This window comes from Catenulispora pinistramenti (genome assembly GCF_018274385.1).
In the GTDB taxonomy this organism is placed as follows: domain Bacteria; phylum Actinomycetota; class Actinomycetes; order Streptomycetales; family Catenulisporaceae; genus Catenulispora; species Catenulispora pinistramenti.
Window position 1 is genome coordinate 1 of the sequence record NZ_JAAFYZ010000062.1, and the last position, 25,728, is coordinate 25,728.

Below are 25,728 nucleotides of genomic sequence, written 5' to 3' on the forward strand. Positions count from 1 at the left end.
CTTGACCCCCGGCCACCGGCACTGTAGGCGAAGCCCTGCCGACGCGACCGAGGGGAACGAACCGAAAACCAGCCGGAGAAATACAAAACGGGTGGTGCGGGTACCGGCGGCTCGGCGAGTTCGGCTGTCGGTCTGGGTGCTGGCAGCGCGGCAGTTCCGAAGGTGCGCATTCTGGGCTGGCGAGCTCAGCCGCTGGTCTGGGTGCTGGCAGCGCAGCAGTCCCGAGGGTGCGCATTCTGGGCTGGCGGGTGCGGGGCGCAGGTGCGGGCGCGGGCTCGCCCTGGCCGCCGAGATGGCCGCCGCCGGATGGCAGATTGGTGTGGCCACCAAGGCATCCTGCCTACCGCACCCGGGCATGTTCTCGACCAAGTGACCACCGACCCGCCGCCAGGCCGATCCGGCGCTCGCCAACCCTGAACGCGCACCCGGGACACCGGCGCGCTGGCCAGCACCTGGACCGGCGGCCGAACTCGGCAGGCCGCCGGTACCTCACCCCCCGTTTTGTATTTCTCCGGCTGGTTTTCGGTTCGTTCCCCTCGGTCGCGTCGGCAGGGCTTCGCCTACAGTGCCGGTGGCCGGGGGTCAAGTTCGCGCCGTGCGAAACCGCCGCCTACCTGCATGTCCGCCGCGCGCGGACTTTACCCCCGGACACCGGTGCTGTACCCCCCGGGCTGACGACGCGACCGAGGGGAACGGACCGCACCACCTCACCGACCGCCGCCGCTGAGACTCACCCGGCCACCCGATGGAGCGGCGCTAGTTTCCCTGAGGTTGCCGAGGCCCGCCGGAGGCCCGGCTCTTCACCACAGCTCTTGATCTTGCTCTTGATCTTGCTTGTGGCTCTTGATCTGGCCTTTGCTCGTGCTCTGACTTGCTGGAGTTGAAGAGGCCTGAGGTGGGGCGGGGTTGTGAACACGCGAACTGGCAGCCGAGAAACACACCCACCGCCCCGAACCCCGAACCGGCACAACTATGACCGAAGGCCGTAAAAAGCATTTAAAACCCACAGCCCAACCGCAACCCGGCCCACAAACTCCAGCCCCCAGCAAACTCCACCGCCCCCAAGAACCCAAACCCCGAACAGCCCCAGGCACCGGGTGCCATCCACACCACTAGTCCATCCACACCACTAGTCCAGCCACACCACTAGTCCAGCGACAGCCCCGGCAAGATCTTGATCCGGCTGGTGTCGAAAACGCTCCGGCTGGTGGTCTTGTCCCCTATCTCGATCGAGGCGAACAAGAAGCGCAGTACGTCGCGCCGACGCGGCTCGGGCAGGCGCCACCAGGCGCTGGGGGCTTCGGGACCGGTGACGACGCCGTCCAGGACATAAGCGCTCTGCGTCTCCACGCGGCCGTGGCCGGTGCGGAACTGGTCCGGGCGGCCGGGGCTGCCGACCGGGCCGCGGCGTACCGTGACCGGGAGGTCGGACGGTGCCGGGACTGTGCTGCTCTGCTGGAGGACCTCGACGGCTGCCTGCTGGACGTGCTCCTCCAACGACTTCGCGCCGATGTGGCGGTTGCAGCGGTCGGGCGCCGGTTTGTTCTTTGAGGCGCAGGCGTACATTCGGTAGTCGCCGACGATCGAGCCGACCATGTGGTCGCGGCAGCGTTCGCAGACCACCAGGCCGGTCAGCAGATAGTCCGCGCGGGGGCGGTTGTCGGCGGCGGCGCTGCGTGCGGCGCGCTCGGCCTGGGCTCGTTTCCAGTCCTCGATGTCGACGCACGGCTCCCAGACGGCTCGGCGCAGGCCGTCGATGGATTCGACGCCGCCTTGGAAGACGCGTAGACCCGCGTAGCGCGGGGCGTCCAGGATGCGGCTGACGCCGCCGGTGGTCCAGGTGGCGCCGGTCACGGTCGGGATGCCGCGGGTGTTGAGGTCGCCGGCGATGGCGCGCAGGCTGTCCCCGGCCAGGAATCGTGCGTAGATCTGCCGGACGGTCTGCGCCTCTTCCTCGATCAGGGGGTGCATTCCGGAGCCGTAGCCGTAGGCCCGGCGACCGCCGCCGTGCGGGCGGCCGTCGTCGGCGTTCTGGCGGCGCAGCTTCTGGACGGTCTTCGACAACGAGGCGGCCTTGCCCGCGAACTGACGGGCTTGGGACAACGCGGCCTCCCGGCCCGACGGATCCGTGAGGTCCAGCGTGTCGCCCGTCGAATACAGATCGACCCCGTGTTCCTGCGCCGCGATCAACAACTCGACCGCGTCGGCCGGGCGGTGCCGGACCAGCATCAACGGCTTGAGCAACAGCACGGCCGGCACTCGACCACTACGCACCGCCGTAAGCAGCGCGGCCCACCCCGGTCGCTCGCTCCCCGCGTTCCATACCGAGCGCCGTTCGTCGGCGAACACCAGGTGCGCCGGCACCGTGATCCCGATCCCCGCGGCGTACTTACGCCCCTGTCGTTCCTGCACGTCAACCGGCGTTTGGTCGCCGTCGCCCCGCCTAGGAACGCAACAGTAGAGCGCCCCTACGGCACCTGCTTCGCCCAGCACAGCCATGAACTCAATCTACTAGCCTAACTAGTAGATGTAGAGGCCTGGTTCCGAGTTTGTCCGTGCAAGACCGACGACAATCGGCGGTGACTCGTTTACGCTGCCACCGTGGCTCTGCGGCAGTTCGGCGAACTGGAAGCCCAGGTGATGGACCGCGTGTGGCGGCACAATCGCCCGGTGTTGGTCCGCGACATCCTCTATGACGTGAACACGGACCGAAAGCTCGCCTACACAACGGTGCTGACCGTCATGGAGCGGTTGTGCCGCAAGGGCTGGCTGCGCCGGCAGCGCCAGGGCCGGGCGCACGCCTACGAAGCCGTCGCCTCGCGCGAGCACTACACCGCGCAGCTGATGTGCGACGCGCTGGCCACCAGCAGCAACCAGACGGTGTCGTTCGTCCACTTCCTGGAGCAGCTCTCGACCGAGGAGAACCAGGCGTTGCGGGCCGCGCTGGAGGTCCGTCAGCTCCTTTCCGACGACGCGACCGACGAAGGTGGCTGATTCTTCTCCGCGTGTTTACATAAGCACCCGTTGACCGATCTACTTCGCGCGGCTAATTTCCTCACTCGAGGCCTCAAGCAACATCAACTGCACGGCATCGCACCACCGCACGGGGATCAGGGCCCACCGCTGCGCCGCCCTGCCCCGCACCACACCGCGCAACTCGGGGGGCCAGGTCACCGCAGTCTTCTGATTCTCCGTGACGGCTCCACACATTGGGTGGCCGCACCAGGGGTCTCGCCACCTCCCCACACCGAGAGGGACACACCTCAGTGAGAATCAGCTCACGCCTGCGCGCACTCGCGTGCCTGGCAACGGCGGCCGCCGTCAGCGGCGCGCTGTCGGTCGGCGCGGCGTCGGGGGCCACGAGCCCCGGCACGTCCGTCGCCTCCACGGCCGGGAACGCCGCGGCGGTGACAGCCAACGTGGCCGCGAACGTGACCACGAACCTGACCGCCAACGTGACCGCGAACCTGATCAGCGCGGAGGCGACGGGCTCCGCCCACGCTTCGCAGCCCGCTGTCACGGCCGAGAACCAGGGGTCGAGCCACGCGTGCTCGGCGGTGATCGTCGTCGGGCACCAGTCCTGCTTCGCGTTGAAGCGGAACGGGGTCCACCCCACCGCGGCCTCGGCCTCGGCCTCCCCGGACGCGATTCCCTCCGGCGTCGGGTACGGGCCCTCGCAGTTGCAGTCGGCGTACAACCTCACCTCGGCTTCGGCGGCGAACGGGGCCGGTCGCACCATCGCGATCGTCGACGCTTATGACGACGCGAACGCGGCGTCCGACCTGGCCGCGTACCGGTCGGCGGCCGGGCTGCCCGCGGCGAACTTCACGAAGGTGAACCAGAGCGGCCAGACGTCCCCGCTTCCGTCCGCGCCGCCGTCCGGCGACGACTGGACCGTCGAGGAGTCGCTGGACCTGGACATGGCCTCCGCGATCTGCCCGCTGTGCAAGATCGTGCTGGCCGAGGCGAACGACGACTCCAGCGACGGGCTCTACGTCGCGCAGACCGCCGCGGCGAGCCTGGCCGGTTACATATCGAACTCCTGGGGCGGCAGCGAGTCCTCCACCGAGACCTCGCAGGACAGCCAGTACTTCACGCACGCTTCCGGCGTCGTGACCACGGTTTCCGCAGGTGACTCCGACTACGGGGCTTCGTACCCGGCCACTTCGCCGAACGTGGTGTCGGTCGGCGGTACCAACCTGGCCACGTCGTCCAACTCGCGGGGCTGGACCGAGTCGGTGTGGAACACCACGCCGGGTTCTGAGGGCACCGGTTCGGGTTGCTCCGCCTACGAGGCGCAGCCTGCCTGGCAGACCGCGCTGAACCTGCCGTCGGGCTGCTCCAAGCGCGTCGACAACGACGTCGCGGCGGACGCCGACCCGGCCACCGGTGTCGCGGTGTACGACACGTCGAACGGCAACAGCGGTTGGCAGGAGGTCGGCGGTACGTCGGCGTCGTCGCCGATGGTGGCCGCGATGTTCGCTCTAGCCGGTAACGCCGGGGCGACTCCGGCACAGGACATCTACCAGCACGCCGGCAACTTCTACGACGTCACCTCTGGCAACGACGGCACCTGCACCCCGTCCTACGTGTGCACCGCCGGAACCGGCTACGACGGCCCGACCGGCATCGGCACCCCCAACGGCATCACCGGCCTGCAGACCGGCGGCAGCGGCGGCACCGAGACCGTTTCGGTCACCAACCCGGGCAACCAGAGCTCTACGGTCGGTACCGCGATCAGCACCCTGCAGGTCTCGGGCACTGACTCGGCCAGCAAGGCTCTGACTTACTCGGCGACCGGACTTCCGGCCGGGCTGTCGATCAGCTCCTCCGGCGCCATCACCGGTACGCCGTCCGCTGCCGGTTCGTCGACCGTGACGGTGACCGCGTCGTCTGGTTCCGCTTCGGGCTCGACCTCGTTCACGTGGACCGTCAGCTCGTCCGGCGGTGGCGGCTGCACAGCCGCGCAGCTGCTCGGCAACCCCGGGTTCGAGACCGGCAGCGCGTCCCCGTGGGCCACGTCGGCCAGCGTCATCAACAGCGACACGACCTCCGAGCCCTCGCACTCGGGGAGCTACGACGCCTGGCTCGACGGCTACGGCACCACGCACACCGACACGCTCGCGCAGAGCGTCAGCATCCCGGCTTCGTGCACGTCGGCGGACTTCTCGTTCTGGCTGCACGTCGACACCGCCGAGACCAGCACCACGAAGGCGTACGACACGCTTCAGGTGCAGGTGCTCAACTCCTCCGGGAGCGTGCTGGGGACGCTGGCGACGTACAGCAACCTGAACGCCGGCACCGGTTACACCCAGCACTCGTTCAGCCTGGCCAGCTACCTCGGGCAGAACGTCACGCTGAAGTTCACCGGTACCGAGGACTACGAGCTTCAGACGTCGTTCGTCATCGACGACACAACGCTGAACGTGCGCTAGTCGAACATGCGCTAGAGGTAGGAACAGGTCCGAAAAGTGAGGCGGTGTACCGGACAGCTTGTCTGGTACACCGCCTCTCGCTGTGTCGACTCCCGCCGCTGCCGTGCCTTAGGAGTCCGGGTCGCCGATCGTGACCTTCTCGACCTCGGCCAGCGACGGCGACGGGTCCGAGGGCAGGTAGCCGCTGCAATGCAGCTGGAACGTCACCGTCGCCCCCGGCGCGACGAAGTCAAGGGGGCTCTGCTGCCCGCCGTACTCGTCGCCGGCCCCGCCGGCGCATTTGCCGGCGGCCTGGATGTGGAGGTTGAGGGTGACCCGCGCCGTCACCCCCTTGTTCGGGTAAGGGTTGGTGAACAGCCCGGTGACGATGAAATCGACCTGATCGGTCGGCACGATCTGCTCGATCGACACCTGACTCTTGTAGTTCTTGGATCCCCCGCCGCACCCCGCGGCCCCGGCGATCACCATCACGGTCGCGAGCGCGACGAGCGCCGGCCGACGTGCCATCCGACTTGCCTCCTGTGAACCGTCTTCTTCTCAAGCCCTTCGGAGGATTCGGCAGGTAGCAGTGCGGTGGGACGGCACAAGTGCCGTCGCGGTCTTGAGGATCACGATGGCCGGTCGGCTACCTGCACCGCGGCGCCGGTCTCCAGTTCAGCCGCCCACCGCTCGGACCAGCGCATGAGTCCGCGCATCTCATGCCGTGCATCCGCACCCAGTTGAGTGAGCCGGTAGGCGCCGCTCTCATCACGCTCGACGAGCAAGCTCTCCTGCAACTCGGTCAGCCGCTGCTGCAAGACGCTCGACGACATGCCGTCGCATCGCTGTTGCAGGGGACGGAAGCCGAGCGGTTCGTCGCGTAGTTCCCAAAGGATGCGCAGGATCCAGCGTCGGCCGAACAGGTCGAACGCGGCCATCAGCGGGCGGCCGCTGGCCGAGCCGCGGACCGGGCGGCCGGGACGTGGTGGGACAGCGGAGGCGGGGGTCAATTCGGGCTGCCGTTCCTTCTATATACAGGCCGGTCTGGGGCAGGTCGTGCGGGCTCGCGGTGCGTGGGTGGCGCGGTGCGCGGGTGGCCCGGTGCGTAGGTGGCGCGGTGCGTGGGTGGGGCGGTTACGAACTCAGCCGCCGCCTCAGCCTCACCCCGCGCGACCGCGAGATCGTCACCGACCGCACCTGCGCCCGATGCGGCTGCGAATACGAGTGGGGCGTGCACGTCGAGTACTTCGCGGACCGCGCCGGGCTGACGCGCGAGCAGATCTCGTCCACAGCCTGGGGATCCAGCGCCGACCCGTGCTGGCCCGTGCTGGCCCGAGGAGCGCGACCGGCTGCTGCTCGACGCGGCCGACGCGCTGCACGACGCGAACGACATCGACGACGCGCTGTGGAACCGCCTCGTCGCAGAGTTCGATGAAGCGCAGCTCCTCGACCTGCTGATGCTGTGCGGCTGGTACCACGCCATCAGCTTCACCGCGCGCGCCGCACGCCTTCCGCTGGAGGCGACGGCAGCGCGGTTCGAGACGTACTCCGGGTCGCTCGACGTCACATGATGAGCGCCAGCCCGAGTCCGGCCGCCGCCGCGGCCATCCCGGCGGCCAGGCTGATGGCGGCGTTCCATGTGGCCTCGATGACCGAGCCGTCCTCGACCAGGCGCATCGTCTCGTAGCTGAACGTGGAGAAGGTGGTGTAGGCGCCGCAGAAGCCGGTCCCGGCGATCGTCACCACGTCCTTGGGCATGCCGTCGTGCAGCGCCAGGCCGGTCAGCAGCCCGAGCACGAAGGCGCCGGTGACGTTGATCGTCATGGTGCCGATCGGCAGCGCGCTCGCCCGGCGGCCGGCGATCGCCTTGTCCAGCAGGTAGCGGGCCGGGGCGCCGAGCGCGGCGGCGGCTGAGACCGCGAGCATCAGGATCACAGCCGGCTCCACTTGATGACCTCGACGTCGTCGATGATGACCAGCCCCTCGGCGATCAGCTCGTCCAGCTGCGGAAGGAACGCGTCGATCTTCTCGACGGCGTCCACGATGATGATCACCAGCGGCAGGTCGTCGGCCAGCGACAGGATCCGCGTGGTGTGTATGCGCGAGCTCACCCCGAAGCCTTCGATGCCCCGGAACACGCTGGCCCCGGCCAGCCCCGCTTTCCTCGCCCGGGCCACGATCTCGTGGTACAGCGGCGCATGCCGGTACTGGTCCGACTCTCCGACGAAGATGCTCAGTCGGCGGGCGGGTCCGGACAGCTTCATCGCCGTCCTCCGATCGTCTCGGATTCGGCGTCTGATTCGGTGCCTGGTTCGGTGCCTGATTCGGTGCCTGGTTCGGTATTCGGCTCAGCCGGCCCGGTGTTCGGCTCGGCATCGGCATCCGACGCGGCGGACCCCACGTCGCGCGAGCCGTGGCGAGCAGCAGCGATCCCCCGCCCCACGCTCAGCCCCAACGCCGTCGCCCCCAACCCCGCGACCAGGCTCAGCACCAGATTCGCGACGGCCGCCCCCCAGGCGCCCGCTGAGATCAGCCGGTCCGTGTCCACCATCCACGTGGAGAACGTCGTGTACGCGCCAAGGAACCCGACGCACAGAAACGGCCGCACGTAGATGGTCGGCGGCCACACGTCCAGGATCAGCACCACCAGCAACGCCAGCAGGAACGACCCACTCACGTTGATCGCGAACGTCGTGGCGGGAAACGTGTGCGGGGCGGTCGGGAACGCCAACCCCAGGCCGTACCGGGCCGGCCCGCCCAAGGCGCCGCCCGCCGCGATCGCCGCCAACACCCGCCCGGAGTGCGAGTCGGTGTTCGAAACCATCGGGTCCATCTCCTACTCGTCGGACGATGACATGCGTCATCGCTATGAGTAGGGACCGTTGGCTGTCAAGGCGACGGCGGTTATACGGCGGGCCCCACCGCCGGATTTCACTCACGAGTGTACTTGCCGACTCCCATGCATACCCGGTATCTATATACCCGTGACCCGCAACCATACCGAGTATGCACGGAGCCGCTGACATGTCCGTCAAACACTCCCTGCTCGCCGGCCTCGCCGACGGCGAGCGCTACGGCTACCAGCTCCGCGCCGAGTTCGAGGAGCGGACCGGGGCCACCTGGCCGCTGAACATCGGGCAGGTGTACACGACGCTGAACCGGCTGGAGCGTGACGGCCTGGTCGAGCCGGCCGGGCAGGATGCCGCGAACCATGTCTTCTATCGGATCACCGATGCCGGGCGGGAGGAGTTGTTCTCGTGGTTCGCGCGGCCGGTGACGCGGGCGGAGCGGCCGCGCGATGAGTTGGCCGTGAAGTTGGCGCTGGCGGTGACGGTGGGCGGCGTGGATGTCGCCGCGATCGTGCACGCGCAGCGGAAGCACGCGTTGGCCGCGCTGCAGGACTACACGCGGGTCAAGGCGAGGTTGGATCCCGCCGAGTTGGCCGCTTCGCTGGTGCTGGAGTCGATGATCTTCCAGTCCGAGGCCGAGATCCGGTGGCTGGATCACGTCGAGGCGCGGGTGCTGCGGCATGCGCGCGAGAGCCAGACCACGCGGGTCGGGGGGCCCGCGGATCCGGGCTCTGCGAAGGGTGCCGGAGGCGCCGCGCCGACCGACGCCGACGCCAGCACGCGCACCTCGCGCAGCACGCGCGCCACCGCCACTGCCAGGAAGGGGAAAGCCATATGAGCGGCAAGACGATCCTCGAGCTCCGCGGCGTCACGCGGACGCACGGCAAGGGTGCGGCCGAGGTGCACGCGCTGCGCGGTGTGGACCTGGTCGTGCGGGCCGGGGAGTTGGTCGCCGTGATGGGACCGTCCGGGTCGGGCAAGTCCACGCTGCTGTCGCTGGCCGGCGGCCTCGATTCGCCATCCGGCGGGGAGGTGGTGATCGAGGGGACGACGCTGGCCAGCCAGTCGAAGGCGCAGTTGGCGGCGATCCGGCGGCGTTCGGTGGGCTACGTGTTCCAGGACTACAACCTGATCCCGGCGCTGACCGCGGCCGAGAACGTGTCCCTGCCGCAGGAGTTGGACGGCCTGTCGGCGCGCAAGGCGCGGGTGGCGGCGCTGACGGCATTGGCCGAGGTCGGGTTGCAGGCCGAGGCCGATCGGTTCCCCGATGAGATGTCCGGCGGGCAGCAGCAGCGGGTGGCGATCGCCCGGGCGCTGATCGGCGAGCGCCGGCTGATCCTGACCGACGAGCCGACCGGGGCGCTGGACACCGAGACCGGGGAGGCGGTGTTGCGGCTGTTGCGCCGGCGCTGTGACGAGGGCGCCGCCGGGGTGCTGGTGACGCACGAGTCCCGGCACGCCGCGTGGGCCGACCGCATCGTCTTCATCCGCGACGGCCTGGTCCTGGACGAGTCCGCCCCCTTGCAGCGCGCCGAGGACCTGCTGGTCGGGGACGAGGCGCAATCGTGAGCGGCTGGGGACTCGCGCTGCGGGTGGCGCGCCGGGAGGCGTGGCGGAACAAGAAGCGCTCGATCCTGGTCGTGGCGATGCTCGCGCTGCCGGTCGCCGGCGCCGCGGCGGCCGACACGCTGTGGCGCAGTTCGCAGGTCACGGCCGAGCAGAAGGCCGCCTGGGACATGGGCCGCTACGACGCGCTCGTCACCGACACCGGCGTCCCGATGTATCAGGCCCCGGATATGTCCGAGGCGGGGCCGGCGCGGGATGCGGCCGGGAACTCCCCGGCGCCGGTGCGCACGGCACCGGAGACCGTGGCCGGCCTGACCGCGCTGCTGCCCGCCGGTTCGCACGTCGGCCGGCCGGAAACCCTCGGCCACACGCAGGTGCAGGTGACCAACGGCACCAGCCGGGCGTGGGGGCTGGTCCGGGACACCGATCTCGGCGACCCGCTGCTGGCGGGCACCGCCGACCGGGTCTCCGGCACCGTCCCGGCCGCACCGGACCAGGTCACGCTGAGCAGCGCGCTGGCCGGGCGGCTGCACAAGAAGGCCGGGGACACTGTCGGGCTGCGCACGACCGACCCCGTCACCGGCACCGTCTCGCCGGTCCTGACCGTGCACGTGAGCGGGATCTACGACCGCAAGTCGGACCCCTACGGCGACGTCTTGTTCGTCCGGCCGGGAATATTCGGCCCGCAACAGACTGGTGTCGCGGGCGCTCCCAGCCAAGCAACGTTCCCGATCTCCGTGCACGGCGGCGTCGACTGGAACCTGACCAAGCAGCTCAACGCGCAGGGCTTCACCGTGCAGTCCAAACGACTGCTCGCCGATCCGCCGCCGCGGTCTCAGGTCCCGTACTACCAGTTCTATGCGGCTCACAGCGACGGCAGCAACAACGCCCAGCTGGCCGTGGTGGCGATCGCGCTGTCGATGATCCTGCTGGAAGTCGTACTGCTGGCCGGGCCGGCGTTCGCGGTGAGCGCGCGCCGGCGGCGCCGGGACTTCGGGCTGCTCGGCGCGGCCGGGGCCGACGGCCGGCGGTTGCGGCGGATCGTGTTGGCCGACGGTGTGGTGCTCGGCGCCGCGGGCGGAGTGCTCGGCGCCGTCGTCGGGATCGTGGCCTCGGCGGTCGCCCTGCCGTGGTTCGGCCACTACACGCAGCAGGCGCTGGGCGGATTCCGGCTCAGACCGCTGGAGCTGGCGGGCTCGGCGCTGGTCGGCGTCGGCACCGGCGTGGCGGCGGCGGTGGCCCCGGCGATCACGACCGCGCGGCAGGACGTGCTGACCGCGTTGACCGGGCGGCGCGGCGCGGTGAACACGCCTTGGAAGCTGCCGCTGATCGGGCTGGCCGGGGTGCTGGCCGGCAGTGTCCTGATCGTGTTCGGCGCCTGGCACGGCGGCCAGGCGGTCACGATCACGGTCATCATCGGCATCGTGCTGGCCGAGCTGGGCATGGTGGCCTGCACGCCGCTGATCGTGACGTGGTCCGGCCGGCTGGCCCGGGTGCTGCCGCTGACCGGGCGGCTGGCGCTGCGCGACGGCGCCCGCAACCGCGGCCGGACCGCTCCGGCGCTGGCCGCGATCATGGCGGCGGTGGCCGGGGCCTCGGCGGTGGCCATGGTCATCAACTCCGACGACGCGCAGAGCCGGCGCTACTACCAGAGCCAGCTGCGCATGGGGCAGGCCGTGGCGCAGCTCGACGACGGCAACTCCGGCGTCGCGGGGGCGGTGGCGGACCGCCTGGTCGAACAGATCGTCAGCGTGCTGCCGACGAGCATGGTCGCGGTCCTGCAAGGCATCGGCTTCGGGGACAACCAGACCACCGTCCCGGCACCGAACATCATGCGCGCACCGGGGAACATGTGCCCGGACCGGCTCAGCACCGCCGCCCAAGCCAAGGATCCGCGGTGCAGCTTGGGCATGAGCGGGCGGATCCAGTTCCTGACCGGGTCCACGTCGGTGGTGTCGGGCGGTCCGGAGCTGGTGCGGGCGTTGCTCGGCCGCGACGATCCGGCCGCCGACGCGATGCTGAAGACCGGCGGCGCCGTGGTCTTCGACAAGTACGACCTGGCGACCGCCGGGGCCCGGCCGACCGTCCACCTGGCCATCTCAGGGACCTGTGACCATCCGACGACGTGTGCTCCTCAGGACGAGAAGCAGGCCACGCTGCCCGCCGCGCTGGTCGACAGCCCGCGCACGGACGTGTCGGCCATCGTGGCGCCCGGCGCCCTGGACAAGCTCGGTGTGAAGTTCGCTCCGATGGCCGCGCTGTTCGACACCACACGCATGCCGACCACCGACGAGGAACAGCGGGCCGACGACCTGGTCGCGGCCGCCGGCATCAGCGAGAGCTTCTACGTCGAGCGCGGCTACCAGAGCCAGACCTGGGCCGGGATGCTCGCCCTGGGGGCCGTCGCCGGGGTGGTGATGCTCGGGGCGGCGGCCGTGGCCACCGGCCTGGCGATCACCGATGCGCAGAACGATCTGGAGACGCTGGCCGCGGTCGGTGCCCGGCCGCGGGTCCGGCGGACGCTGGCCGCGTCTCAGGCCGCTGTCACGGCGGGACTCGGCGCGGTGCTGGGAGCCGCGTTCGGGCTGCTGCCGGCCGTCGGTCTGATCGAGGCCAGGGCGAAGCAGGTCACCCCCGAGGACATGTTGTCGATCCAACAAACACAGTTCGCCCCGCCGTGGCTCTACCTCGGCGTGGTGGTCGTGGCGCTGCCGGTGCTGGCCGCGATCGGTGCGGCGGCGGTCACCCGGTCGCGGATCGAGATGCGCAGACGGCGCGGATAGGGCCGACTCGGCCGCGGGGCCGGATCGGCTTTCGGGGCTCGTATCAGATGGCTGATACGAGCCCCGATTCATGCCCGAGCCCGGCTCGTGCCCGAGCCTGATTCATCCCCGAGCCTGGTTCATCCCCGAGTCCGACTCGTGCCCGAGTCCGAACCGCTCAGTACTCGCCCTTGATCACGAAGAACGACCCGCGGATCTCCCCGGCCAGCTTCGACTTCTGGCGCGCGAACTTGAACCGCTCCGCCAACTCCTCGGGGACTTCCATCCCCTGTGAGAGTTTGAAGCCGACCGCGCGCTTCGCACCGTCCTCGATCCCGTACATCACGTTGATCGCCAGACCGGATTCGTAGAACACGTACGCCATCCGGAAGCCCTCCACCTCGAACTCGGTGACCTCCAGCGGCTTGGCCGCGATCACGATGTCGCGCTCCTGGGCGAGGATGTGGGTCACCCGTTCCAGGGTCTTCGGGGCCTCGTCGGCGGGGGTGACGGTGAAGACGTGGTCGTACTTGTTCTTGTAGTAGCGGGCCTCGTTGGCCCGCAGACCGGCCAGGGCCGCCGCGACCGGAGAGGATTCCAGGCCGGTGGTGGACACGTTCTCGAAGTCGACGATGTAGGGCATGCGCACTCCCGGTGAGAGGTGGGCTGTCTTTTGCAGTGTAATTGGCGCTAGCGATCTTTCGAGTGGTCCGCTGGGACACCGACAGGGAGGGTGACGGATGAAAACGGCAGGTGGGGGCGTCATCATAGGCGTGTCGCGGGATGGGCGGCGCACGATCGAGAAGCTGGGGCCGCTCCAGGCCGACGAGTCCTCGGTCTTCCGGATCGCCTCGCTGACCAAGCCGCTGACCGCGGTGGCGACCGTCCGGGCGCTGGCGGAGCGCGGGATAGCGCTGACGACGCCGGCGATCGAGTTGCTGCCGGACCTGGCCGCCGACTGGCGGGCCGACCGGACGATCACCGTCGAGCAGCTGCTCAGCCAGGTCGCCGGGCTGCGGGAGTCGATCGACGGCGCGACCGTGGCCGCCCTCGGCCAGGGCCCCGAGGTGCTCCAGGAGGCCGCGCGGCTGGTGGTGCGGGCAGGCAACGAGCGCGTACCGGGCGAGGCCTGGTCGTATTACAACGGCAACTACTTCCTGGCCGGCTGCATCCTCGCGACCCTCGCCGCTGCCGGCACGAACACGGACACCGATGCCGATGCCGCTCCCGGCACGGGCACCGGCGCCGCCACCGGCAGCCGTGCCAGCACCAGCTATGAGCAGGCCCTCGAAGCGACCCTCCTCAGCCCGTGGCACCTGACCCGCACCGGCTTCGACACCCCGCCCGCGCCGGTCACCGGCTGGGACGAGCAGACCCCGCTCCCCGTCGAGACCTATCCGCGCGGCCGACGCCCCAGCGGCGGCCTGTGGTCATGCGTGGCCGACTACCTCTCCTTCGCCGAGCAGTTGATGGCCGACCCGGCGCTGCTGGCGGAGATCCGGCGAGCCCGCACCCGCCCCGAAGACCCGATGCGGTACGGCCTGGCCTGGGCTCTCGGTCCGTCCGGCCAGATGTACCTGAACGGCCGTCTGGACGGCTACCGGACCGCCGTCCTCCTCGCGCCGGAGCACGGCTACGCGAGCGTCGCGTTCGGCAACCAGACCGGGCTCCTGCCGCGGATCGCCAAGCGCCTCAGCGAGTCACAGCAAGAGTTGACCGGAGACGATCTGGCCGTGGAGATCGACGCCTTCGCGGCGTGAGCCCGCCTTCGCGGCCGCTACGCCTCAAGGTTCTGCGAAAGCATTTCGAATAGGGCTTTCAGCGCCGAGCGGGACGGCCTTTATGCCGACAGAAGTCGACGGATAGCCGCCGGAATGGTGTTTCTGACAGCTGACGCCGGGCCGTGGGCTGCGGGCAGCAGCCGATCGGGGCATCATCGATGCGTATAGCGCACCAGAACTGAGCAGAGCTTGCTGAGAAAGGACCACGGCCATGGCTGTCGCCGCTGATCTCGACCACGCCACCGACTCGCAGTGGGATTGGGTCGCCGAGCACACCCGCAAGTACCTGGCCTCGGGCGGTACCGAGGGCCACAAGCGGAACGGCGTCTACACGCTGGTGCTCGCCACGACCGGACGCAAGAGCGGGGAGGCACGCCGCACCGCCCTGATCTACGGCACGTCGGGCGAGGACTTCGTCGTCGTGGCGTCGAAGGGCGGCTCCGACCAGCATCCGTCGTGGTTCGCCAACCTCGTGGCGGACCCGAGCGTCGGGGTCCAGGTCGGCCCGCGCCGGTTCACCGCGCGCGCCCGGATCGCGACCCCTGAGGAGCGCCCGGCGCTGTGGACGCAGATGGCCGGCATTTTCCCGCTCTACAACGAGTACAAGGAGAAGACCGAGCGCGAGATCCCGATCGTCCTGCTCACTCCGCAGGACTGATCTCTAGGCGGGACCGGTCCGCAGGCAAGACTGATCCGTAGACGGGAGCGAGAGCCCGGACCCGGACTACCGGGCGTCGAAGCTGTCCTTGTCGATGACGACGTGCGTCGGCAGGTTCGGGTCCACCAACACCGGGATCTCGGTGCCGGGCGTCGCGACCTGGGCCCGGCGTTCCGGCGAGGAGAAGGCCATCCGCAGTTGAGCCGGATAGCGGTCGCCGCCGTCGGGCGGGGTCACTTCAAGCGTCATGTCGACGATACCGCCGGGGACCATACCGCCGACGAAACCGGGCAACGTCACCTCGCTGACCGCCTGCACGACGGCGGTGGCGGGCCGGCCGTTGACCACCGGTGCGCCGTCGTCCACGATCTGCACGTGGACGTTGGACTCGCCCCACGCCCCGCCCTGGTGGCCGCCGAAGGCCTCGGCGATCGCGGAGGTGACGGCCTGCGCGAGGTCCGCGTTGCCGCCGCCGTTGGTGAACACCCGGCGGGTGCCGGTCCTGAAGGGGGTGCCGCCGAGCAAGCCGGTGCCGCTGAAGAACGAGTCCATCGGGTTCGTCCCGGCTTGGGTGTCACCGGCCGCCATCCGGGCCGCGGTCTCGTGGGCCCGTTGCAGATCCTGCAACCGCTGGTTCTCGCGGTACTGCTTCCCGGTGAGCACCTGCTTCCAAAGGATCTTGAATTTGTACGGCCGGGACCGGTCGACGAGCACCGGCAGGTCCATGCCGGTCATCACGAAGCGCCGGCTCGGCTCGGAGGTCTTGCGCGAGATCGGCGTGGGGTCCACGCCGGGGGCGCTGATCACCCCGACATAGGTCACCGACGAACCGTTCCAGTCTTTGGCGGTCAGCCGCAATGTGCCCGGCACCGGATCGCGATAGCGGTGCAGGAGCCGCCAAACACTTAACCTCAGATCGCCCATGCCCGCCATTCTGCGCCCCGCCGCTGTCACGGGGAAAGAGTGCGGAGGTCACGATAAAGCACACCGCGGGAAAGACTTTCCGTTGCCCGGCAACGACCTTTCTCTTCGTTGCCGGGCACCTCGGATACTCGCCTTCCGGCGGAGATCAACTCATCAGGAGTCGAAGACCATCGAGGTGACCGTGGCCGGATCCTTCTTGTCCCAGATCGGGTAGAGCGTGGTCGCGGTGCCGTGGTGCACGACGCCGGACTTGTCCTCGATCGTGAACACCACGTCCTCGCCGTACTCGCTCACCTGGCGACTCAGGATCTTGACGGTGTCCGACCGCACCGTCGAGTCCAGCGACAGCCCCTGGCCGAACGCCTCCGACATCGACACGTCCTGCCCCATCGAGCTGGGGTGGACCACCGCGGTGCCGTCCTTGTCCCGGGTGGCCCAGCCCGGCTGGTCCGGGGCCGTCGGCCGGTAGCGCAGCGTGTGGACCCAGTCGACCGCGCCTTGCAGGTTGCCGCTGTCGTGGGCCAGGCCGACGGCCTGGTCGAAGAAGATCTTCAGGGTCTGCTCGGCCGGCTGCTCGGCCAGCGGTTCCACCGCGTAGCTCGTCCCGCCTTGGGCCGCTTCGTAGGAGGGCGAGGTCGGGACGGCGGCGGTCGAGGACCAGGAGCCGTTCAGCGAGACGCCGACGACGACCGCCAGGACCGCGGCGTTGAAGGCGAGCTGCGGCTTCCAGCGGTCCTGGCGCGGCTGATCCAGGCCCAGGAACCGGCCGGGCTTGGTGGCGGCCACGGCGCCGGTGAGGCCTCGGGGCCGGCGCTGCGCCGGGATGCGCAGGAAGTCGGTCGCGGGATCGGTCGCGGGATCGGCTGTGGTGTCGGTCGCGGTATCGGCTGTGGTGTCGGTTGCGATACCGGTCGCGGTGTCGGTTGCGATGCCGGTTGCGATACCGGTCGCGGTGCCGGTCGTTACGGCAGCGACTGCGGCGATGGCCTTGGCCTCAGCGGCTTCCACGTCGGCGAGGGCTACAGCAGTGGCCGCGGCTGCGGGCTCTACGCTGCCCGGCTGCTTTTGATAGTTGGTGAGCAACAGCTGGATCAGCTGACCGGCCGCGACCGCGGCGGCGGGGAACATGATCATCTCGTAGCGCATGTAGCCGGAGAACCCGACACCCGCGGTGATGATGTAGGTCGCCCCGACCGCCCCGATGAAGACCGCGGTGGCGTCGGAGGCGAACCGGGCCAGCACCGAGACCCCGGCCGCGATGAGCAACGCGTACAGGATGCGGTCGGTGTGCCACATGTAAGTGCACGCTTCCTGCGTGACGATCTTCAGGTAGTGGATGAACTGCCGGAGGATGCCCCAGTACGTGGTCTGGCCGCGGCCGACGACACCGGCGGTGTCGGTCTTCACCAGCATCATCGACAGTACCTGGATCACCACCGTGGTCGCCGCCGTCACCAGCAACGAGCTCAGCCAGCGGTTGCGCCAACTGCGCTCGCGCACCAGCATCCACAGCCATCCGGCGCCGGCCATCGCCGGGGCCAGCACGCCGACCTGCCGGGTCAGGGCGATGAACACCGAGGCCGCGCCCAGCCACACCAGGTTCGCCTTGCCGATGCGGCGCTCGATCGGCAGGTTCGCGACGATCACCGCGGCCAGCCCCATGGCCAGCGTGTCGGTTCCGGCCCAGGTGAAGCCGGTGACCGGGACCGTGATGCTGAAGCCGACGGCGACCAGGGCCGCGACCGCCGGGCCGTAGAGCCGTTGCAGCACGCGGGCGATCGCCCAGACGAACAGCACCGTGCCCAGTACCGGGATCGCGAGCGAACCGCCGGACAGGCCCCACAGCCAGATGAACGGGATGGACAGCACCGGGTAGAGCATCCGGGTGCGCACCATCTGCCAGGTCGGGTCGTTGTCCGCGAAGTACCAGGGCGACACGTGCGTCCCCGGCGAGACCAGCTGCTCCAGATGGACCGAGTGGGACCAGGAGAACCCCATGTCCCGCGACATCATCGGCAGGTAATAGCGGCTGTCCGGCGGATGGTTCCAGCCCTGGCGGCTGGTCAGCTGCAGGGCCAGCGTCGCCGCCATCATCGGGAAGATCACCAGCAGCACACCGAGCCGCACACCGAACAGGTCCCGTCCCAGGAAGGACGAGACCAGCTCGGGAACGCGACGACGTGGTGGCCGGCCGCCCGCGAAGACCGATGGGGTCTGCGCCATCTCGGGGACGACAGTGTCCGTGCTCATCCAGTCCACTCCTGATCCACCGAACCGCTGACGAGGCACGGCGCCGATACCGCCGTCTCGAAAGCACTGACTCACCAACGCACGGATTCGGTTGCAAGGCATGGCCCGCGGATGAGCGGGCGGTGGCGCGAGGTGGGCGAATGTCCGTGAGCGGAAGAGATCAGCGCGGCCAGACGGCGGATCGCCGCTGACCGCGCTGATCATACTTGGCCGGAGAAGGTGGTCCCGCACCAGGTCACACCCGATTGACCGGGCGTGACGCGGTGCGGGCGACCGGTGATGCGCGGACGGTCACGCGTGGTGAGTCACGAGTAGCGACTGTCACGAGTAGCGACTGTCACGAGCAGTGAGTCCCGCGTGGCCGATCACGCGCAGCGGATCACGCGTGGATGGCCGGGGCCGCGTCCGGATCCGCCGGGTCCGGCTTGCCGGCCTTCAGGATGAGGCCGCAGATGACGGCGCCGACACCGAAGATCGCGGCGGCCCACCAGAAGGCGACGACATAGCTGTGGATCGCGGCGTTGGCCTGCACGACCGGGCTGGCCGCGTTCTTGCCGACCAGGTAGCCGGTCAGCGCGCTGGCCGCCAGCGAGTTCAGCAGCGCGGTGCCGATCGAGCCGCCGATCTGCTGGGCGGTGTTGACCATGGCCGAGGCGACGCCGGCGTCGTGGGCCTCCACCCCGGAGGTGGCGGCGTTCATCGCCGGGGCGAAGATGGCGCCCATGCCGATGCCGACGAGCACGGTCGGGCCGAGGATGTTCGCGGCGTAGCTGGAGTGCAGTCCGATGCCGGTGAGCCAGACCATGCCGCCGCCGGCCACCAGCATGCCGACGAAGACCAGGATCTTGGCGCCCATCCGCGGGTAGAGCTGGGTGGTGCTGATGGTCGCGGTGATCATCAGGGCGGCGACCATCGGCAGGAACGCCACACCGGTCATGACCGGGCTGTAGCGCAGGATCTCCTGCAGGTAGTAGTTCAGGAACAGGAAGACGCCGAACATGCCGATGCCGGTGAGGAACATCGCCAGGTAGGACCCGCCGCGGTTGCGCTCCAGGATGACGCGCAGCGGCAGCAGCGGGTGCTTGGTGCGGGTCTGCCACCAGGTGAAGCCGGCCAGCAGGATCACGCCGGCGGCCAGGAAGCCCCAGGTGCCCGGAGCGCTCCACGGGTGCGACTCGGCGTTGGCGAAGCCGTAGACGATGCCGAACAGACCGGCCGAGACCAGAAGAGTGCCGGGGATGTCGAGCGAGGGCCGGGCTCCGTCGCGCGCGTGCCGCGGGATCAGCACCGCGGCGCCGGCGATCGCGATGACGCTGATGCCGACGTTGACGAACAGCGTCCAGCGCCAGTTCAGGAACTCGGTCAGCACCCCGCCGAGCAGCATCCCGATCGCGGCGCCGGAACCGGCGATGCCGCCGAACACGGCGAACGCGGTGGCCCGCTCCTTGGCCTCGGTGAAGGTCGTGGACAGCAGCGACAGCGCGGCCGGGGCGAGCATGGCGCCGGCCACCCCCTGCAGCGCGCGGGCCAGCACCAGCACCTCGAAGTTCGGTGCGGCACCGCCCAGCGCCGAGGCCGCGGCGAAGCCGACCAGCCCGATCAGGAACATCATCCGCCGTCCGATGACGTCGGAGACCCGGCCGAACAGCAACAGCAGACTGCCGAACGCCAGCGAGTAGGCGGTGACGATCCACTGCCGGTCGCCGTTCGAGAAGCCCAGCGCCTTCTGCGCGTCGGGCAGCGCGATGTTCACGATGGTGACGTCCAGCACGATCATCAGCTGCGCCAGCCCGATGACGGCCAGGATGAGCCACCGTCTGGCGTGGTTCGGGTCGGTGTGAGCGGCGGGTGGGGCCAGGTCCGCCCGTGGTCCCGCGCCGGTCGTGTCGACATCTGCCATGGTTCTCGTCCCCTGCATCCGGAGAAGTCTTTTCCACTTACCCGACACGACTGTACCAGCCAAGTGGAATACTTGCCTCCACATGGAGACCGGTGTTCCATTTAACTGCGTCTAAGATTCACCTGGACCGCCGGGAGGCGGCACGAGGCAGGAGCGAACAGTGACGAAAGCGAAGATCGAGGAGGCCGAACCCCAGGTGGCGACCGCCCCCGCACCTCCCACCGGGCCCGCGGCCCGCCCGCTGCGCCGGGACGCCGAACGTAACCGGCAGCTCATCCTGGACACCGCCAAGACGGTCTTCGCCCAACGCGGCCTGGAGGCGTCCCTCGATGAGGTGGCCCACGCCGCCGGCCTCGGCGTCGGCACCGTCTACCGCCGCTTCCCCAACCGCGACGCCCTGATCGACGCCCTCTTCGACGACATGCTCCACTCCATCGAGCGCATCGTCGCCGAGTCCATCGCCCTGCCCCGCGCCTGGGACGGCCTGATCCACTTCATGAGCTCGATGCTGGAGTCCCAGGGCCGCGACAAAGCCCTGCGCGACCTGATGCTCTCCCGCCAGAAGTACCTCGACCAGTGCGAGCAGGACAAGGAAGAGGTCGTCCGCGAGACCGTCGAACCGGCCCTTTACGCCCTGATCGACCAGGCGAAGGCCCAAGGCGACCTGCGCCCGGACGTGGAGCCGACGGACGTGGGCGTACTGCTGATCTCAGCGGTCGGCGTGGTCGACTTCACCGCCCCGGCCGACCCCGACGTCTGGCGCCGCCACTTCACCATCCTGCTCGACGGCATGCGCGCCCGCCCCGCGGACGGGAACGCCGCGCTCACGCCCGCGGCGCTGGACGATAGGCAACTCGAGGTGTGCATGACCGGGTGGAAGTACGGGACGCGGGAGACACCTCGGCGGCGGTAGGAAAGGTTCAGGATGCGTACCGCCCACAACCTCATCGACGACGAGTAAGGCGCGCGAGGCCGACGATCAGACGGCCCAGCCTCGGGCTATCGCGGCTCGTCCCCCGAATCGCTCGCGCCCACTGTCTCCCGGCGGATCAGGGCGCCGAGGAACCCGATCGGGGCGGTGAGCGCGGAGGTGTAGGCGGCACCGGCGCAGATCTCCACGACATCGCCGCGGCCGACCGAGCTGACCAGGCACAGCTGCTCGGCCACGAAGCGGCCCCAGGCTCGCCGGTAGTTCACCGACTGCTGCGCGAAGGAGAAGGAATAGGGCGCGAGCAGGTCGTCGGGGTCGAGCAGCCCCCAGCGGCCGCTGACCACGAACCACGGCACACCGCTCGCCTCGGCCCGGGCCCGCCGATCTGCGAACTGCGGGCTGACATACAGGTCGCGGGCCACGGCGGGCTCGTTCAGCTGCGCCTTCCCACCTCCGACGAGGATGACGGACGCTGCGGTCGACGAGGCGGGCGAGGGCTCGGCGAACGGTGTCGCGGATCCGGCACCGGGGGGCGTTGGCATGGCAGATAGCTACACGATTGCGGCGCGGCGCGCCAACCGGGCAGGCGCGCGGGGGACAATACAGAGCCAGAAGACGTCTGCCCGCCGGGCGGGGGCGAAGGCTGCCTGCCACAGCTCTAGTCCGCCCCGATCACCTGAAAGCTCGAGTCCTCGAAGATGTGGTGCATGGAGGTCCCGATGTCGTGCACCTCGTAGTCCCCGTCAGGCAACTTGACCACCCGGTCCACCAATCCGCCCGGGTACTTGGCCAGTGCCGTGACGACCGCCTGGTCGGCCGTGGCGGCGTCGACTATCGTGCCCTGGCCCTCGGTGTAGTCGGTGGGGATCGTGCCGTAGGTCTTCGAGGTGTTCTGCTGCCCGCGTTGCATCGCGGTGACGTCCGAGGAGGCCGTGGTGTAGGGGCTGCCCTTGGGCTCGACGGTGACCTGGGTCGCGGTGATCGTGGTGCCGTCGACGGTGCCGACCACGAGGACTCCCGCGCCGGCCGTGACGGCGTTCGCCGAGGTGGCGGTGTTGGTACCGCTCGTCGCGTCCTGGTAGCCGGTGGTCTGGCTTTCGGTGACGGTGAGCTGCGAGCCGACGGTCGTGGTGACGGTGAAGCCGGAGCCGGACACACTGCTGACGGTGCCGGAGGTGCCGCCCGGTTCGTTGGTCGAGCGGGCGTTGGATCCTTGGCCGCCGCCGGCACCACCGGGAATGCCGGGCGCGCCGGCACCACCGGGAATGCCGGGCGCGCCGGCACCACCGCCGCCGGACGGCGGCTGATTCTGCCCGCTGGAAGCAGTCGTCGAACCACTGCCCGACGACCCGGAGGTCAGAGCGACGCCGGTCGCGACGCCGGCCACCGCGAGCACCGCGACGCCCGCGCAGACGACCACGTTCCGCCTGCGTGCGAAGAAGCCTTGTCTTGGAGCCGCACCGCCCGGCTGGCCGCCGCTCTCGGGACCACCGCTCTCGGGACCGCCGGGCTGCGCGTCGCTGGGGTAGAAGTCGTTCATACTGAACAATCCCCTTCATGAGCTGACTGTGTCTCCAGGCTGTAGTCCCTTCATTTGCTTCGGCTGTAGGCGGTGTGAAAGGCGTCTTAGAAAACGGCCTCAGCCGCAGGCACCGGTCCCGGGCCCACCGAGCCGGAAGGAAGTCGCCGTCACCTGACCGGCGTCATACCGGCTCGGGCTGGTGGCGCTGACCGCCAGCTCCGGCGCGTCGGTCGTCCCGGCGATGCGGTAGTCCCGTATCCAGGACGAGCCGCCTGTGCTGCCGAAGCGCCCGTCGCCCATCTGCGTGCAGCTCGGGGTGTCGGCGGTGTTCTCGGCCACCTCGCCGAACACCGACACCAACTGCGCACTCTGATACGTCCCGTTCCACAGCGCGCCCGGGAAGTACCCGACCGGCTGATCGCGGAAGAAGACCCACCAGTCGCCGCCGATGTTGCGGATGGCGAAGTGTGCCGCCTCGTTCGGACGCAGCGCCATGCCGGGCCGGATCCGGTGCGAGACCTGCACGAATCCACAGCCGTTGTAGCAGCTCTCCTGACCGTCGACCCAGTGGTAGACGAACAGGTGCGGCTTTGCGTCGCCGTTGAGTTCGGGATCGACGGTCCAGCCGATCTCGACGGTCGAGGTCCGCGCGGTGTTCTGGAGCGCGATCTCCTGCAGGCTGTGCTCGCCGGTCTGCGCCGGGTTGACGATCGGCGCGTCGACCTTCATCAGAACGCTGACGCCGGTGGTATTCGTCCACTGATGGCCGCTGACGTAGTCGTAACACGCGCCGTACCAGCAGACGGGACCGCTGTTGGCCGCGGCCGACGCCGCTGTCGGCACCGCCGGCACGGCCACCCCCGAGCCCGCGACGGCACCGGCCGGAGCACCGACCAGACTCGCCGAGAAGAGAGCAAGCGCCGAGACAAAGCCGACGCGCCACTTAACAAACACCAGGACCCCCAAGAGTGAAAGACGTCCCGGTCACCGACCCGTAGTCATACGAGTCCGGATCGCTGGCCGTGACAGTGAATTTCGGCTGATCAGCCGACCCCATGAGCTGGTAGTCGGAGATCGACGACGCCGCCGTGCCCTGACTGCCGAAAACGCCGTCGCCCATCTGCGTGCAGCTGGGCGCTTTGTCCGCGGCCACCTCGCCGAACGCCGACACGATCTGAGCGCTGGTGAAGGAACCGCCCCACTCGGATCCGGGGAAGTACCCGAAGGCGACGTCGTTGTAGTACGCCCACCAGTTGCCCTCGTAGTACCGAAGCGCGAACGCTCCGCTCGTACCGGGGGTCAAAGCCATTCCGGCCCGGACCGTCGAAGACACTTGAACGAATCCGCAGCCGTTGTAACAAGTCGACTGCCCGTTTATCCAGTGATAGACGAACAGATGCGGCTGATAGTCCCCGTTGGTCCCCGGATCGACACTCCACCCGATCTCGATGGTGTCCCCGGAAGCCGTACCGCTAGACGTCTGTAGCGAAAGCTCTTGCAGGGAATGACCGTCTGCCGCGACGCCCCCAGGCGCTTCCTGCTCCATCGTCACCGAAGCGCCGGTGGTATTCGTGTACTGCCGACCGGTGACATAGCTGAAGCAGGACCCGTACCAACACGTTGCCGCCTGAGCACTGCCGGCAGGCAGTACGACGACCGTGCCGGCGGCCACCACTGTCGCCGCGGCGGCCGCACCGACAGTGCCTATTCGAGTTCTGAGATGGCCGCGAAAAGCTCCAAAAGGCATGCGTGTACCTCGAAACGAAGTCGATGTGAACCGGACTGTGAAGCGAATAGTCAGCGCGCCGCGCGCGCCATACCCAACAACCGATCAAGCACATCCGTGCCACTGGATGTGAGGCCGTCATGCTCGTGCTCATCGGTCACACGAGTAGTCAGCCCCCGAATCGCATCGGCGGTCGCGAGCGAATGCTTGGTGTCGACGTACAGATCGTCCGTATAGACCGTCGCGAACACCGGGACGCTGTTTCCCGCCAACACGCCGACGTCATACAGCGGCCCCCAGTCCTCACGCCTGGCAATCGCCTCGGCCACATCCCGCAGCGGACGCAACGCCGGATCGGTCCGGAAGTGCCAGGGGTGGATCGTCTCGCCGGTGAACAGCACCGGAGCCGCCGTCTGCGCCAGCACCTGCTCGGCGTCGAAGCGCGGGAACTCCTTGCGCACCCGGCTGGCGGCCCAGGCCGTGGCCTCCGGACCCTGCGCGTAAGTGGCCTCGTGCATCACCGCGTACAAAGGCCGTTCGGCAAACGACAGCGCCGACTCGACCTGCCGCTGAAAGCGATCCGAAAGCTCAGGCCGCCGCGCTGCGGTCGGCGCCTGCACGAATGCGTCCTCCAGCAGGTAGTGCAGCTTCTCCGCACCGTCGGTGGTCCCGAGCACGATCCCCAGCGACTGAAACGCCTCGACCGTCAGCAGCGTCCCGTCCGGCAGCACGGTCTCGTGCTCCCGCAGGTGCTCGGCGATCGCCCGCGCCGTCTGCACGTCCTCCGGATGCCGGTGGTAGAACAACGCGTTCTTGTCCTCCATCCGCGGATAGGCAGCGCGGTATACGTCGTCCGCGTCCCCCTCCAGCGTCGGCAGTCCGCCGGTGATGAAGACCTCTGCGAGCCCTTCGGGAGCCGTCGAAAGGTAGCTGACCGCACAGAACCCGCCGAAGCTCTGACCCAGCACGCTCCAAGGAGCGCCACCGGTCAACCGCCGCCGGATGAACTCCGCGTCGCGCACGATCGAGTCCGCCCGGAACGCCGCAAGGTACTCAGCCTGCTGACGAGCGTTCCCGCGCGGCGGCAGCGTCTGGCGCGTGGCCGGCGTGGAGCGGCCGGTGCCGCGCTGGTCGAGCAGCAGCACCCGGTAGTCCTTCAGCGCGCGGCTGATCCAGCCGCTCGCCAAGTCGGCCGGAAGCGGACGAGGCGATCGGTGCCCGGGCCCGCCTTGCAGGTACACCAGCCACGGCCGCGTCTCGTCCGCGGTGACCTCGCGGGCGTAGACCTCGATCTGCTCCCCGCCCGGGCGGTCGTGGTGCAGCGGAACCGTGAACAGGTGGTCGGTCAGCCGGATCCCCGATGGCACAGCACCTCACCCCCCTAGTTAAATGAAGCAGTAACTCCATTTAGAGTGATGGTTAAGCTAGGGCACTCAGCCGGATGC

The 25,728-nt window shown here is 69.2% G+C and carries 24 protein-coding genes; 9 read left to right on the plus strand and 15 right to left on the minus strand.

Annotated elements, in window-relative coordinates; translation table 11 throughout:
* Positions 1 to 1,146: 1,146 nt before the first annotated feature.
* A complete protein-coding gene (locus tag KGQ19_RS19345) occupies positions 1,147 to 2,499 on the minus strand; it encodes a recombinase family protein (RefSeq protein ID WP_230418949.1) in 1,353 nt (450 codons plus the stop codon).
* 102 nt (positions 2,500 to 2,601) lie between these two features.
* On the opposite strand from KGQ19_RS19345, the gene KGQ19_RS19350 reads away from it, so the two are divergent.
* The gene (locus KGQ19_RS19350) at positions 2,602 to 2,994 is read left to right on the plus strand and encodes a BlaI/MecI/CopY family transcriptional regulator (protein ID WP_212010602.1); all 393 of its coding nucleotides are present in this window, start codon (positions 2,602 to 2,604) and stop codon (positions 2,992 to 2,994) included.
* A gap of 272 nt (positions 2,995 to 3,266) precedes the next feature.
* Positions 3,267 to 5,435, plus strand: coding sequence for a S53 family peptidase (locus KGQ19_RS19355; protein ID WP_212010603.1), 2,169 nt, complete (start codon positions 3,267 to 3,269; stop codon positions 5,433 to 5,435).
* Positions 5,436 to 5,543: 108 nt separating this feature from the next.
* Here the strand turns inward: KGQ19_RS19355 and KGQ19_RS19360 are convergent, their stop codons facing one another.
* Entirely contained in the window at positions 5,544 to 5,942 is a 399-nt protein-coding gene (locus KGQ19_RS19360; RefSeq protein ID WP_212010604.1) for a hypothetical protein, read from the minus strand.
* A gap of 101 nt (positions 5,943 to 6,043) precedes the next feature.
* On the minus strand, positions 6,044 to 6,352 hold the full coding sequence (locus tag KGQ19_RS19365) for a winged helix-turn-helix transcriptional regulator (RefSeq protein WP_212010605.1): 309 nt from the start codon (positions 6,350 to 6,352) through the stop codon (positions 6,044 to 6,046).
* 179 nt (positions 6,353 to 6,531) lie between these two features.
* Between KGQ19_RS19365 and KGQ19_RS52845 the strand changes: the two genes are divergently transcribed.
* On the plus strand, positions 6,532 to 6,849 hold the full coding sequence (locus KGQ19_RS52845; protein WP_212010606.1) for a carboxymuconolactone decarboxylase family protein: 318 nt from the start codon (positions 6,532 to 6,534) through the stop codon (positions 6,847 to 6,849).
* Between the two features lie 128 nt (positions 6,850 to 6,977).
* On the opposite strand, the gene crcB is transcribed toward KGQ19_RS52845, so the two are convergent.
* Genes crcB through KGQ19_RS19385 form a run of 3 tightly spaced genes read right to left on the minus strand, consistent with a single transcriptional unit; the run spans position 6,978 to position 8,238 of the window.
* Entirely contained in the window at positions 6,978 to 7,346 is a 369-nt protein-coding gene (gene crcB, locus KGQ19_RS19375) for a fluoride efflux transporter CrcB (RefSeq protein ID WP_413563271.1), read from the minus strand.
* Positions 7,346 to 7,678: a DUF190 domain-containing protein gene (locus KGQ19_RS19380; protein ID WP_212010608.1), complete on the minus strand. Its 333-nt coding sequence runs from the start codon at positions 7,676 to 7,678 to the stop codon at positions 7,346 to 7,348. The genes crcB and KGQ19_RS19380 overlap by 1 nt, the downstream gene beginning before the upstream one ends.
* A complete protein-coding gene (locus KGQ19_RS19385; protein ID WP_212010609.1) occupies positions 7,675 to 8,238 on the minus strand; it encodes a fluoride efflux transporter FluC in 564 nt (187 codons plus the stop codon). Before KGQ19_RS19385 ends, KGQ19_RS19380 begins: the two co-directional genes overlap by 4 nt.
* 200 nt (positions 8,239 to 8,438) lie before the next feature.
* Between KGQ19_RS19385 and KGQ19_RS19390 the strand changes: the two genes are divergently transcribed.
* The 3 genes from KGQ19_RS19390 to KGQ19_RS19400 are packed head-to-tail and all read left to right on the plus strand — an operon-like array spanning position 8,439 to position 12,612.
* On the plus strand, positions 8,439 to 9,101 hold the full coding sequence (locus tag KGQ19_RS19390; protein WP_212010610.1) for a PadR family transcriptional regulator: 663 nt from the start codon (positions 8,439 to 8,441) through the stop codon (positions 9,099 to 9,101).
* Entirely contained in the window at positions 9,098 to 9,832 is a 735-nt protein-coding gene (locus KGQ19_RS19395; protein ID WP_212010611.1) for an ABC transporter ATP-binding protein, read from the plus strand. The genes KGQ19_RS19390 and KGQ19_RS19395 overlap by 4 nt, the downstream gene beginning before the upstream one ends.
* On the plus strand, positions 9,829 to 12,612 hold the full coding sequence (locus KGQ19_RS19400) for an ABC transporter permease (RefSeq protein ID WP_212010612.1): 2,784 nt from the start codon (positions 9,829 to 9,831) through the stop codon (positions 12,610 to 12,612). Before KGQ19_RS19395 ends, KGQ19_RS19400 begins: the two co-directional genes overlap by 4 nt.
* Positions 12,613 to 12,769: 157 nt before the next feature.
* Here the strand turns inward: KGQ19_RS19400 and KGQ19_RS19405 are convergent, their stop codons facing one another.
* A complete protein-coding gene (locus KGQ19_RS19405; protein ID WP_212010613.1) occupies positions 12,770 to 13,234 on the minus strand; it encodes a DUF8821 family protein in 465 nt (154 codons plus the stop codon).
* Between the two features lie 97 nt (positions 13,235 to 13,331).
* Between KGQ19_RS19405 and KGQ19_RS19410 the strand changes: the two genes are divergently transcribed.
* Positions 13,332 to 14,351 carry a serine hydrolase domain-containing protein gene (locus KGQ19_RS19410; RefSeq protein WP_212010614.1) on the plus strand — a complete coding sequence of 340 codons (1,020 nt, stop codon included), beginning with the start codon at positions 13,332 to 13,334 and terminating at the stop codon, positions 14,349 to 14,351.
* 232 nt (positions 14,352 to 14,583) lie between these two features.
* Positions 14,584 to 15,030 (plus strand): nitroreductase family deazaflavin-dependent oxidoreductase, encoded by a 447-nt coding sequence (locus KGQ19_RS19415; protein WP_212010615.1) that lies wholly within the window; start codon positions 14,584 to 14,586, stop codon positions 15,028 to 15,030.
* 66 nt (positions 15,031 to 15,096) lie between these two features.
* Here KGQ19_RS19415 and KGQ19_RS19420 read toward each other — a convergent pair whose 3' ends face one another.
* The 3 genes from KGQ19_RS19420 to KGQ19_RS19430 all read right to left on the minus strand — a co-directional run bounded on the left by KGQ19_RS19420 (position 15,097) and on the right by KGQ19_RS19430 (position 20,104).
* Positions 15,097 to 15,954 (minus strand): hypothetical protein, encoded by an 858-nt coding sequence (locus tag KGQ19_RS19420; RefSeq protein ID WP_212010616.1) that lies wholly within the window; start codon positions 15,952 to 15,954, stop codon positions 15,097 to 15,099.
* Positions 15,955 to 16,107: 153 nt separating this feature from the next.
* Positions 16,108 to 18,204, minus strand: coding sequence for an ArnT family glycosyltransferase (locus tag KGQ19_RS49740; protein WP_230418951.1), 2,097 nt, complete (start codon positions 18,202 to 18,204; stop codon positions 16,108 to 16,110).
* A gap of 379 nt (positions 18,205 to 18,583) precedes the next feature.
* Positions 18,584 to 20,104, minus strand: coding sequence for an MFS transporter (locus tag KGQ19_RS19430; RefSeq protein WP_212010617.1), 1,521 nt, complete (start codon positions 20,102 to 20,104; stop codon positions 18,584 to 18,586).
* 160 nt (positions 20,105 to 20,264) lie between these two features.
* Here KGQ19_RS19430 and KGQ19_RS19435 point away from each other — a divergent pair, with 160 nt between their 5' ends.
* Positions 20,265 to 21,017, plus strand: a complete 753-nt coding sequence (locus KGQ19_RS19435; protein ID WP_212010618.1) for a TetR/AcrR family transcriptional regulator — start codon at positions 20,265 to 20,267, stop codon at positions 21,015 to 21,017.
* An 86-nt stretch (positions 21,018 to 21,103) separates the two neighbouring features.
* Here the strand turns inward: KGQ19_RS19435 and KGQ19_RS19440 are convergent, their stop codons facing one another.
* The 5 genes from KGQ19_RS19440 to KGQ19_RS19460 form a co-directional block, all read right to left on the minus strand.
* Positions 21,104 to 21,577, minus strand: a complete 474-nt coding sequence (locus tag KGQ19_RS19440; protein WP_212010619.1) for a DUF6884 domain-containing protein — start codon at positions 21,575 to 21,577, stop codon at positions 21,104 to 21,106.
* A 116-nt stretch (positions 21,578 to 21,693) separates the two neighbouring features.
* Positions 21,694 to 22,575 (minus strand): hypothetical protein, encoded by an 882-nt coding sequence (locus KGQ19_RS19445; protein WP_212010620.1) that lies wholly within the window; start codon positions 22,573 to 22,575, stop codon positions 21,694 to 21,696.
* Between the two features lie 99 nt (positions 22,576 to 22,674).
* Entirely contained in the window at positions 22,675 to 23,511 is an 837-nt protein-coding gene (locus tag KGQ19_RS19450; RefSeq protein WP_212010621.1) for a neprosin family prolyl endopeptidase, read from the minus strand.
* The gene (locus KGQ19_RS19455) at positions 23,501 to 24,304 is read right to left on the minus strand and encodes a neprosin family prolyl endopeptidase (protein WP_212010622.1); all 804 of its coding nucleotides are present in this window, start codon (positions 24,302 to 24,304) and stop codon (positions 23,501 to 23,503) included. Before KGQ19_RS19455 ends, KGQ19_RS19450 begins: the two co-directional genes overlap by 11 nt.
* A 50-nt stretch (positions 24,305 to 24,354) precedes the next feature.
* Positions 24,355 to 25,650 (minus strand): alpha/beta fold hydrolase, encoded by a 1,296-nt coding sequence (locus KGQ19_RS19460; RefSeq protein ID WP_212010623.1) that lies wholly within the window; start codon positions 25,648 to 25,650, stop codon positions 24,355 to 24,357.
* Positions 25,651 to 25,728 lie beyond the last annotated feature (78 nt).

Excerpts from the sequence above, each read along its gene's own strand:
- KGQ19_RS19345 (WP_230418949.1), bottom strand. The coding sequence starts at position 2,499 with ATGGCTGTGCTGGGCGAAGCAGGTGCCGTAGGGGCGCTCTACTGTTGC.
- KGQ19_RS19360 (WP_212010604.1), bottom strand. The coding sequence starts at position 5,942 with ATGGCACGTCGGCCGGCGCTCGTCGCGCTCGCGACCGTGATGGTGATC.
- KGQ19_RS19365 (WP_212010605.1), bottom strand. The coding sequence starts at position 6,352 with ATGGCCGCGTTCGACCTGTTCGGCCGACGCTGGATCCTGCGCATCCTT.
- KGQ19_RS19380 (WP_212010608.1), bottom strand. The coding sequence starts at position 7,678 with ATGAAGCTGTCCGGACCCGCCCGCCGACTGAGCATCTTCGTCGGAGAG.
- KGQ19_RS19385 (WP_212010609.1), bottom strand. The coding sequence starts at position 8,238 with ATGGTTTCGAACACCGACTCGCACTCCGGGCGGGTGTTGGCGGCGATC.
- KGQ19_RS19390 (WP_212010610.1), top strand. The coding sequence starts at position 8,439 with ATGTCCGTCAAACACTCCCTGCTCGCCGGCCTCGCCGACGGCGAGCGC.
- KGQ19_RS19395 (WP_212010611.1), top strand. The coding sequence starts at position 9,098 with ATGAGCGGCAAGACGATCCTCGAGCTCCGCGGCGTCACGCGGACGCAC.
- KGQ19_RS19405 (WP_212010613.1), bottom strand. The coding sequence starts at position 13,234 with ATGCCCTACATCGTCGACTTCGAGAACGTGTCCACCACCGGCCTGGAA.
- KGQ19_RS19410 (WP_212010614.1), top strand. The coding sequence starts at position 13,332 with ATGAAAACGGCAGGTGGGGGCGTCATCATAGGCGTGTCGCGGGATGGG.
- KGQ19_RS19415 (WP_212010615.1), top strand. The coding sequence starts at position 14,584 with ATGGCTGTCGCCGCTGATCTCGACCACGCCACCGACTCGCAGTGGGAT.
- KGQ19_RS19420 (WP_212010616.1), bottom strand. The coding sequence starts at position 15,954 with ATGGGCGATCTGAGGTTAAGTGTTTGGCGGCTCCTGCACCGCTATCGC.
- KGQ19_RS49740 (WP_230418951.1), bottom strand. The coding sequence starts at position 18,204 with ATGAGCACGGACACTGTCGTCCCCGAGATGGCGCAGACCCCATCGGTC.
- KGQ19_RS19430 (WP_212010617.1), bottom strand. The coding sequence starts at position 20,104 with ATGGCAGATGTCGACACGACCGGCGCGGGACCACGGGCGGACCTGGCC.
- KGQ19_RS19440 (WP_212010619.1), bottom strand. The coding sequence starts at position 21,577 with ATGCCAACGCCCCCCGGTGCCGGATCCGCGACACCGTTCGCCGAGCCC.
- KGQ19_RS19445 (WP_212010620.1), bottom strand. The coding sequence starts at position 22,575 with ATGAACGACTTCTACCCCAGCGACGCGCAGCCCGGCGGTCCCGAGAGC.
- KGQ19_RS19455 (WP_212010622.1), bottom strand. The coding sequence starts at position 24,304 with ATGCCTTTTGGAGCTTTTCGCGGCCATCTCAGAACTCGAATAGGCACT.